This window comes from Methylorubrum podarium (assembly GCF_022179745.1).
In the GTDB taxonomy this organism is placed as follows: domain Bacteria; phylum Pseudomonadota; class Alphaproteobacteria; order Rhizobiales; family Beijerinckiaceae; genus Methylobacterium; species Methylobacterium podarium.
The window spans coordinates 1-8,357 of sequence record NZ_BPRD01000027.1; the positions used below are offsets into that span (position 1 = coordinate 1).

Here is an 8,357-nt window from a genome sequence, read left to right on the forward strand (position 1 = left end):
CGGCTTCGATCCGGACGACGTGCGCGGCTCGCTGATCGCCGGCTGCGAGGCCGCGGTGGCGCGCATCCCGCGCCGGGCGCCGACGCGGCATTGAGGCCGGGGAAACGGAACCTCCGGCATTTCGACCAGTTCGGGCTCCAGCACGCGCGAGCAATGCGCGCCGGAAACGAACGGGATTTTTTGCGATGACCGAAGTGACCTATCACATCGTCGAGCACGACGGCGGCTTCGCCTACAAGGTCGGGGACGTCTTCTCCGAGACCTTCCCGAGCCGCCAGGAGGCGCTCCAGGCGGCCCAGGCCGCGGCTGCAGAGCAGCAGGTGCCGGGTTCGACCGAGGGCATTCGCTACCAGGACGGCAGCGGGCAATGGCACGACGAGACCGCGCAGGGCAGCGACCGTCCGGTCGCGCGGGTCGCGGAAGACTGACGCCTCAGCCGTCGAGGGTAATGAGCCCGACGCTGCCGCCCGCCGCCGCGGTGTTGACGGTCAGCGTCCGCTCGGTGGCGAAGCGGGCGAGGTAGTGGGGTCCGCCGGCCTTCGGGCCGGTGCCGGAGAGACCTGTGCCGCCGAAGGGCTGGCTACCCACCACCGCGCCGATCATGTTGCGGTTCACGTAGACGTTGCCGTGCGGCAGGGCCTCGGCGATCCGCTCCGCCGCCTCCTCGATGCGCGAGTGGATACCGAGGGTGAGCCCGTAGCCGCCGGCCCGGATCTCGTCCACGACCCGCGCGAGGCCGTCCGCCGGGTAGCGGACGACGTGGAGAATCGGCCCGAACACCTCTTCACGCAGGTCGGCGACGCCGCCGATCTCGAAGAGGTGGGGCGCCACGTACAATCCGCCCGGCGACCGCCCGGCGAAGTGCGGGCGCGCCGAGGCGGACAGGGCTGCGATATGCGCGTCGAGCCGCCCCTTGGCCTCCGCGTCGATGACCGGGCCGAGATCGGTGGCGAGATCGCGGGGATCGCCGACTGCGAGCTCTCGCGCCGCGCCGGCCACCGCCGCGATCATCCGGTCGGCCACGTCCTCCTGCACCAGGAGCAGGCGCAGGGCCGAGCAGCGCTGGCCGGCGGAGCGGAAGGCCGAGGTGACCACGTCGTCGGCCACCTGCTCGGGCAGCGCCGTGGCATCGACGATCATCGCGTTGATGCCGCCGGTCTCGGCGATCAGCGGCAGGATCGCGCCGTCGCGGGCGGCGAGCGCCCGGTTGATCCGCTGCGCGGTCGCGGTCGAGCCGGTGAAGACGACACCGGAGAGCGCCGGATGCCCCATCAGCGTGGCTCCGGTCTCGGGGCCGCCGGGAACGAGATGCAGGGCGCTGCCCGGAATGCCGGCCCCCTGCAGCAGCCGCACGGCGAGATCCGCCACCAGCGGCGTCTGCGGCGCGGGCTTCGCGACGACGGCATTGCCCGCCATCAGCGCCGCCGCGACCTGCCCCGTGAAGATGGCGAGCGGAAAATTCCAGGGCGAGACGGCGACGAACACGCCCCGCCCGACGAGACTCAGGCTGTTGGCCTCGCCCGCCGGGCCGGGCAGGTTCTCCGGCTCGGAGAAGAGGTCACGCCCCTGCGCCGCGTAGTAGCGCAGGAAGTCGATCGCCTCACGCCACTCGGCCAAGGCATCGTCGAGGGTCTTGCCGGCCTCCGCCTGCAGCAGGTGAAGGAGCCGGCCCTGCTCCCGCAGGAAGGCCTCCGCCGCCCGCTCGAGGCAGGCCGCCCGCTCGCGGGCCGGCGTCGCGGCCCAGGCGGGAAAGCCGCGGGCGGCGGCCTCCATGGCGAGGGACGCGGTGGCGGGATCCGCCTCGACGACGCTGCCGAGCGTGGCGGAGTCGATGGGGCTCGCCACCGGCCGGGCGCGGCCGGCCCCGGTGGCACCGTCGATGATCGGCGCCGCCTCGGCGGGGCCGGCGGCCGACGCGACGGCCTCGGTCAGCCGCCGGAGCGACGCGCCGTCGCCGAAGGCGAGTCCCGGCGAGTTGCGCCGCCCGCGCCCGAACAGGTCGCGCGGGAGCGGGATTTTGGGATGCCGGGCCTGCGAGGGCGTCTCGACCAGGGTCTGGGGTTGGGCGAGAAGCTCGGCCACCGGCACCGCGGGATCGGCGGCGCGGGCGACGAAGGAGGAATTCGCGCCATTCTCCAGCAGCCGGCGGACGAGATAGGCGAGCAATTCGCGGTGGCCGCCGACCGGCGCGTAGACGCGCTGGCCGATGCCGGGCGCGCGCTCGGCGAGCCGCTGGTAGAGCGCCTCGCCCATTCCGTGCAGGCGCTGGAACTCGAACCCCGCCTCGTCCGTCGCCGGCCCGTCGATGTGCCCGGCGAAGCCGAGCACGCTCGCCACCGTCAGCGCGTTGTGCGTGGCGAATTGCGGGTAGAGCCGCGGGCGGTGGGCGAGAAGACGCCGGGCGGCGGCCAGGTAGTTCAGGTCCGTCATCGCCTTGCGGGTGAAGACGGGATAGTCGGCCGTCCCCTGCATCTGGGCGAGCTTCACCTCGGTGTCCCAGTAGGCGCCCTTGACGAGGCGCACCATCAGCCGGCGGTCGTACCGCTCGGCGAGCGCCGCGACGTGGTCGATCAGCGGCAGGCAGCGTTTCGAATAGGCCTGGATCGCGAGGCCGAACCCGTCCCAGCCGGCGAGCGCCGGGTCGGCCAGCACGGCGGCGAAGACGTCGAGGGAGAGTTCGAGCCGCTCCGCCTCCTCGGCATCGAGGGTGAAGTTGAGGTCGTGGGCGCGGGCGTCGCGGGCAAGGTCGCGCACCACCGGAACCAGCTCGGCCATGACCCGCGCGGCTTGCGTCGGCGCGTAGCGCGGATGCAGCGCCGAGAGCTTGACCGAGATGCCTGGCCGGGCCGGCAACGGTGCGTTGCCGGCCTCGCGGCCGATCCGCGCGATGGCGCGGACATAGGCCTGGCGGTAGCTCTCCGCGTCGTCGGCCGTGCGGGCGCCCTCGCCCAGCATGTCGAACGAGTAGCGCGACCGCCGGGCGGCGCCCGAGCCGGCGCGCTTGAGCGCCGCGCCGATCTCCTCGGCGAGCACGAACTGGCCGCCCATCACCCGCATCGCCCGGTGCGCCGCCGCGCGCACGGCCGGGCGGCCGAGGCGGCGGACCATGCCGCCCAGCGTCGCCTCGGGCGTGTCCTGCGGGCCGACGATGCGGGCGCCGAGACCGAGCGCCCAGGACGCGGCATGGGTGAGCCCGCTCTCCGAGCGCACCGCGTGGTGGGCGAAATCGCCCTCGCGCAGCTTGTCGGCGATCAGCCGGTCGGCGGTGGCCGGGTCGGGCACCCGCAGCAGCGCCTCGGCGAGGCTCATGAGGGCGAGGCCCTCGCGGGTCGTCAGGGCGTATTCCCGCAGCAGGGCCTCGACCGCGCCGTGGCCGGCATCCGCGCGGATCGCCTCGATCAGGTCCGAGGCGAGCCGATCGACCGCCGCCTCCGCGCCGGCCGGGAGCGGCGCCTCGCGCAGCAGCGCTTCGGCCAGGGCGGCGTCATCCGGAGCGTAGGGAGCCTGAAAGCGGGGAGCGGACATGGGGCCCTGGACCATGGGAGAGAGTAGCACCCTCTCTGTCTTCCGACAGGCCGATTTTCTGCCTCCCGACGTCAGCGACTTCGACCCGTTTCGCCGTTCCGGCGCCAACGACTCTCAGAACCTGTTTCACTCGATCTCTTCGACACCGAGGCGACTCGAAGGCGCGATCGTTCCAGTCCTGCCCCTCATCCTGAGGTGCGGAGCGAAGCGAAGCCTCGAAGGAGGGCTCCAGATGTCGCGCGATCCCTGGAGCCCTCCTTCGAGGCTGCTTCGCAGCACCTCAGGATGAGGGGGTTTGATAGGATCAGCCAGTCAGTGAGCTCTCAGGGCCTGACGCCGGGCGGGCTGATGTCGAGGGGCGGCGCCTCCGGTGCCGAGGGGGCCGGCTCGGCCTCCATGCGGGCGCGGCGGGCGGCCTCCTCCGCCTCCCGCAGGCGGGCTTGGCGCGTCGCCTCCTCGGCGGCCTGCTGCGCCTTGATCCGGGCCTGCCGCGCCGCCTCCTCGGCCGCGACCCGCGCGCGGTCCATCTCGATCCGGGCGCGGCGGCGTTGGCGCTCGCTCTGGTCGGCGTCGAACAGCTCGATCTTCTCGAGTTCGCGCTGGAGGACGAGGGCGGCGAGCCCAGTGGTCAGCGGCGCCGTGTCGAGCCGCCGCTCGGGTGCCGTGAGCGGGCCGGCGAACCCGAGCTGGATCGAGGGCGACGCCCCGGACCAGCCCTTCGGCCCGGCCGCTGCCGTCAGGGCGCCGCGGGCGTCGAGGCTCCGGTTGCGCAGATCGACCTGAAGCGTGCCGTTCCAGCGTGCCGGACCGAGATCGATCCCGAACGGCCCCGTGCGCAGCGTGCCGCTCGACAGGGTGAAGGCTGCGGAGACCGGTCCCTTCGCCCGGAGCGGTCCGGTCGAGAGCTCTTCCGACACGAGCGCCTGGAGCCGGCCCTCGCGCAACGGATCGTCCTCGACCAGAGCTTTGCCGAGCGCCCGGTCGAGGGCGCCCGCGTCGGCGCCGGGGAGCACGAGGTCGGCAAGCCGAATCTCGCCGTTGCCCGAGAGGTCGTTCGCCAGGGCGGCTACGCTCACGCCGGTGGCGCCGAACCGCAGGGTCGCCGAGAGCCGGCCGGCGATCGGCCCGGTCCCGATCAGCCCAGAGAGATCCGCATTGTCGAGGCTGCCCTCGCCCGACAGCGCGGCGCCGCCCGCCGGCCGGGCCAGGGTGACGGTGCCGCCGAGCCGTCCTCCGGCGAGTCCGGCCGAGAGATCGCGCAGGCTCAGCGCGTCGCCCTCGCGCACGACCGTCAGGCTCGCCGCCTCGGCGACGAGGCCCCGGCCGAGATCGAGCTGGCCGATCTTGAGGCCCAGGCTGAGCTGGGGCTGGGAAGGCACGGCGGTGAAGCGCCCGCTGCCGTCGGCGGGCAGCACCGTCGCCGCCGCGAGCGCCGGCAGGGACAGACGACTGAGCGTCGCGGTGCCGGTGAGCGCACCGTCCGGCGCGCGGTCGAGGGCGGCGGTGAGATCGCTCCCCGCCACCTGCCCCGAGACATCGGCATGCAAAGCCGCGTTCCGGCGCGACAGGTCGACGGTGAGCGAGGCGGGCAGCGGCCCGGCCGGCGGAGCGGCGCTGCCGGCAAGGATCAGGAAGGGCGTGAGGTCGGGTGCCTGCACCCGCATCGCCCCGCCGGTCGGCGGACGGTCGAGGCCGTCGAGCAGGATCGGGCGCGCGGTCGAGAGGACGAGGCCGGCGAGATCGCCCTCGACGTCGAGGGCGAGCGGCGCGCCGTCCTGGCCGGCCTGGACCGCGGAGCGGGTCCCGGTCAGCCGCAGCCGACCGGGCTGGCGCAGGGCGGCGATGTCGTCGCGGCCGAACCAGCGGCCGGTCCTCGGCGTCGTCAGCGTGGCATCGAGGCGGTCGATCCGCCCGACGCGGGTCAGGAGCGCGAGGTCGAGATCGCCCTCGCCGGTCCGGCCCTTGGCGCGGGCACGCAGCGCATCCGCTTCGCCCGATTCGCGCTCCAGGGTCAGGTCGAGGGCGAGCCCGCTCTGGCGGAAGCTCTGCGGTACGAGGCGGGCCTCGGGCAGGAAGCCGCGCTCCAGCAGAGCGAGCAGCGGCGCCGCCTTGCCGGCGGTCACGCGACCCTCGATCCGGCCCGACCCGTCCGGCGCGATCCGCCCGGCGAGCTGCGCGCTCGCCCCCGCGAGGTCGGCGATGTCGAGGGTGTCGACGACAAGGCTCGCGCCGTCCGATTGCAGGCTCACCGCGATGGTGCCGTTGCCCGAATTGGCGCCGGAGGGTCCGTAGCGGACGTCGCGCGCCCGCAGCGTCAGACCGAGATCGTGCCGGTGCAGACCCGACATCAGGTCTCCGAGCGGCGGCAGTTCGGCGATGTCGATGCCGCTGGCGGAGAGCTGCGCGTCGAAGCGCCCGCGCCCGTTCGCGTCGGCTCGAACGTAGCGGGCATTGCCGGTGACGCGGGCTTCGCCCAGGGCGAGGCGCAGGTTGCGCAGCGAGAGGTCGCCGCCGGCCGCCGAAAGGTCGGTGCCGAGCTCGAAGGCGCGCCCGTCGAGGATCGCCGCGACGCTCGCCTCGGCGCCGATCCGGCCGAGATAGCGCCCGAGCGCCTCCGAGTTGCGGGCGGCGACATCGAGATGGCCGGTGAAGCGGGGCGCGCCCGACAGCTCGGCCTCGCCGGTCGCCGCGACGCTCGCCGACCCGGGCGCCGTGCCCTCGAAGCGCCGGAGCACGAGCCCGCCCGCGCGGTCGAACGTGCCGCGGAACGCGACGCCGGTCCAGTCGTCCAGGCCGAGCGCCACGCTCTCGGCGGCGAGGTCGAGATCGAGCAGCATCGGCGGGGTCAGGGCGCCGGAGGACAGTCCCTGCGCCAGCAGGCCGCGCCCACCGCCGGAGACGAGCAGGCCGTCGAGGTCGAGGCGACGGGTGCGGAGCGTCAGGCCGAGACGGGCCTCGCGCAGGTCGAGGCGGCCGCTGCCCGAGAGCCGCGCCGCCTTGCCGCCGGGATCGAGTTCGATCTCGACCGACTTCGCCTGAGCCACGGGGCCGCGCGATTCGAACTTTGCGGCCAGGGTGAGCGGGAGGACGGCGCCGGCCGGCTGGACCGGCGGTCCGACGGTGAGGCGGGCCGTGCCTTCCGCCTCCGGCACGAGGCCGCGGCGCGCCCGGCCGCCGTCCGCTTCCTCTTCGGGCTTGAGGGCGATGCGGGCATCGAGCTCCAGGCGGGGCATGGTGTCGCCGCCGCCCGTGAGCTTCATCGAGAAGCTGCCGTCGCTGCCGGCCGTGCTGGTGGCGAGATGGAACGGGCTTCCCTTCGCCGTCCCCTCCGCCAGCCATGGGCCGGCCAGGGCCGGAGCCCGCAGCCGCAGGTTCTCGGCGGTGAACTGTTCCTGCGGCGGTGCGCCGGCCCGCGCGGTGGCGACGGCGAGGCGCCGGATGCGCAGGTCGTCGATCACGATGTCGCGCCGGAGCGCCTGCGCGTCGCGCGGCAGCAGCAGCGCCTCGTCCGAGACCGGCAGGACGAGTCGCGCGCGCTCGATCGAGGTCTGGACGAAGCGCACCTCGCCCTTGAGCAGCGGCGCGAGGGCGATCTCCGCATCGACGGTCTGGGCGTCCAGCGTCGGTCCGTCCTCCGCGCCGAGCCGGAGCCGGGCGAGGCGGAGATGCGGCGAGGGCAGCAGGCGCAGGTCGATCGCGCCTTCGCTGCGGGCACCGGCGCCGAGGGATTCGGTGAGCGTGCGATCGATCAGCGCGCGATGGCCCGACCAGTCGATGAAGGGCGGCACGGCCAGGGCCACCACGAGGACCAGCACGACGGCGCCCGCGAGCGCGGTCAGGATATCACGCACCGTTATCGCTTCCGCCTGGCCTGCGGGCCGCAGGACTCCGTTCGCGTCTCACGCGCGTCCGAAGGGACGAAGCCTGGAGGAGGCGCGCAAAACTCCGTTCCCGCGGCCATAGCACAAGCTGCGGCCCGCCCGCACCTCGCGCTTAAGCTTCAGCCCGTCGTCAGCGCCTCGTCAGCGCCGAGGGCCGTAGGCGGGACCGGCGGGCGGCGGGACGTTGAGCGGCGCGCGCTGGATCTGATTGCGGACCGCGCTGTTCTCCAAGGTCTGACGCTGCTCGAAGTTGCGGTTCTGATTGCGGTACTCGAACCCCTCGTTCTGCCGGCTGGTGGCGCCGCGGTTTCCGGGGCTCTGCGCGAGAGCCGGCGTGAGGGCGGCGAGCAGGGTCAGGAGGGCGAGAGACGGGGCGCGCATGGCCTCGTGTCCTTCATCGGTGTCGGTTTCAGGTTGCCGGAGTGACGCGTAAGGGTGGCCGCCGGTTCCGGATCGGGTCTCGACGGCGTTCGCCTTTTGGTCCAGGGATGCGCGCATGATGCAAGAGCCTGACGCGATCCGGCCGCGCCCGTCCGACGACGATGCGCCGTCGGCCCCGACCTCCATCGCCGCCCGCGCCATGGCCGCCCTGCGGCCCGAGGGCGCCTCCTACCTCTCCGGCCTCAACCCGGAGCAGCGCCGCGCCGTGGAGGCGACGGAGGGCCCCGTGCTGGTGCTCGCGGGCGCCGGCACCGGCAAGACGCGGGTGCTGACGACGCGCATCGCCCACCTGATCGCGACGGCCAAGGCGCGGCCCTACGACATCCTCTCGGTGACCTTCACCAACAAGGCCGCCCGCGAGATGAAGCACCGCATCGGCCAGCTGATCGGGCCGGCGGGCGAGGGCATGCCCTGGCTCGGCACCTTCCACGCCATCGGCACCAAGATCCTGCGCCGCCACGCGGAGCTCGTCGGGCTCAAATCCGATTTCACGATCCTCGGCACCGACGA

The 8,357-nt window shown here is 73.9% G+C and carries 5 protein-coding genes; 2 read left to right on the plus strand and 3 right to left on the minus strand.

From position 1 onward, the window contains the following. The first annotated feature begins 185 nt into the window (after positions 1–185). On the plus strand, positions 186–428 hold the full coding sequence (locus tag MFF42_RS01360; protein WP_238253830.1) for a DUF2188 domain-containing protein: 243 nt from the start codon (positions 186–188) through the stop codon (positions 426–428). A 4-nt stretch (positions 429–432) separates the two neighbouring features. Here MFF42_RS01360 and putA read toward each other — a convergent pair whose 3' ends face one another. From putA to MFF42_RS01375, 3 genes are all read right to left on the minus strand, one after another. Then, complete coding sequence (putA, locus tag MFF42_RS01365) at positions 433–3,540, minus strand: bifunctional proline dehydrogenase/L-glutamate gamma-semialdehyde dehydrogenase PutA (protein ID WP_238253832.1); 3,108 nt, start codon at positions 3,538–3,540, stop codon at positions 433–435. A gap of 308 nt (positions 3,541–3,848) precedes the next feature. After that, positions 3,849–7,376: an AsmA family protein gene (locus MFF42_RS01370; RefSeq protein WP_238253836.1), complete on the minus strand. Its 3,528-nt coding sequence runs from the start codon at positions 7,374–7,376 to the stop codon at positions 3,849–3,851. 171 nt (positions 7,377–7,547) lie between these two features. Next, positions 7,548–7,787, minus strand: a complete 240-nt coding sequence (locus tag MFF42_RS01375; protein WP_238253843.1) for a hypothetical protein — start codon at positions 7,785–7,787, stop codon at positions 7,548–7,550. 115 nt (positions 7,788–7,902) lie between these two features. Here MFF42_RS01375 and MFF42_RS01380 point away from each other — a divergent pair. Continuing rightward, positions 7,903–8,357: UvrD-helicase domain-containing protein (locus MFF42_RS01380; protein WP_238253851.1), on the plus strand; the 455-nt coding region annotated here is incomplete at its 3' end.

Excerpts from the sequence above, each read along its gene's own strand:
- MFF42_RS01360 (WP_238253830.1), top strand. The coding sequence starts at position 186 with ATGACCGAAGTGACCTATCACATCGTCGAGCACGACGGCGGCTTCGCC.
- putA (WP_238253832.1), bottom strand. The coding sequence starts at position 3,540 with ATGGTCCAGGGCCCCATGTCCGCTCCCCGCTTTCAGGCTCCCTACGCT.
- MFF42_RS01375 (WP_238253843.1), bottom strand. The coding sequence starts at position 7,787 with ATGCGCGCCCCGTCTCTCGCCCTCCTGACCCTGCTCGCCGCCCTCACG.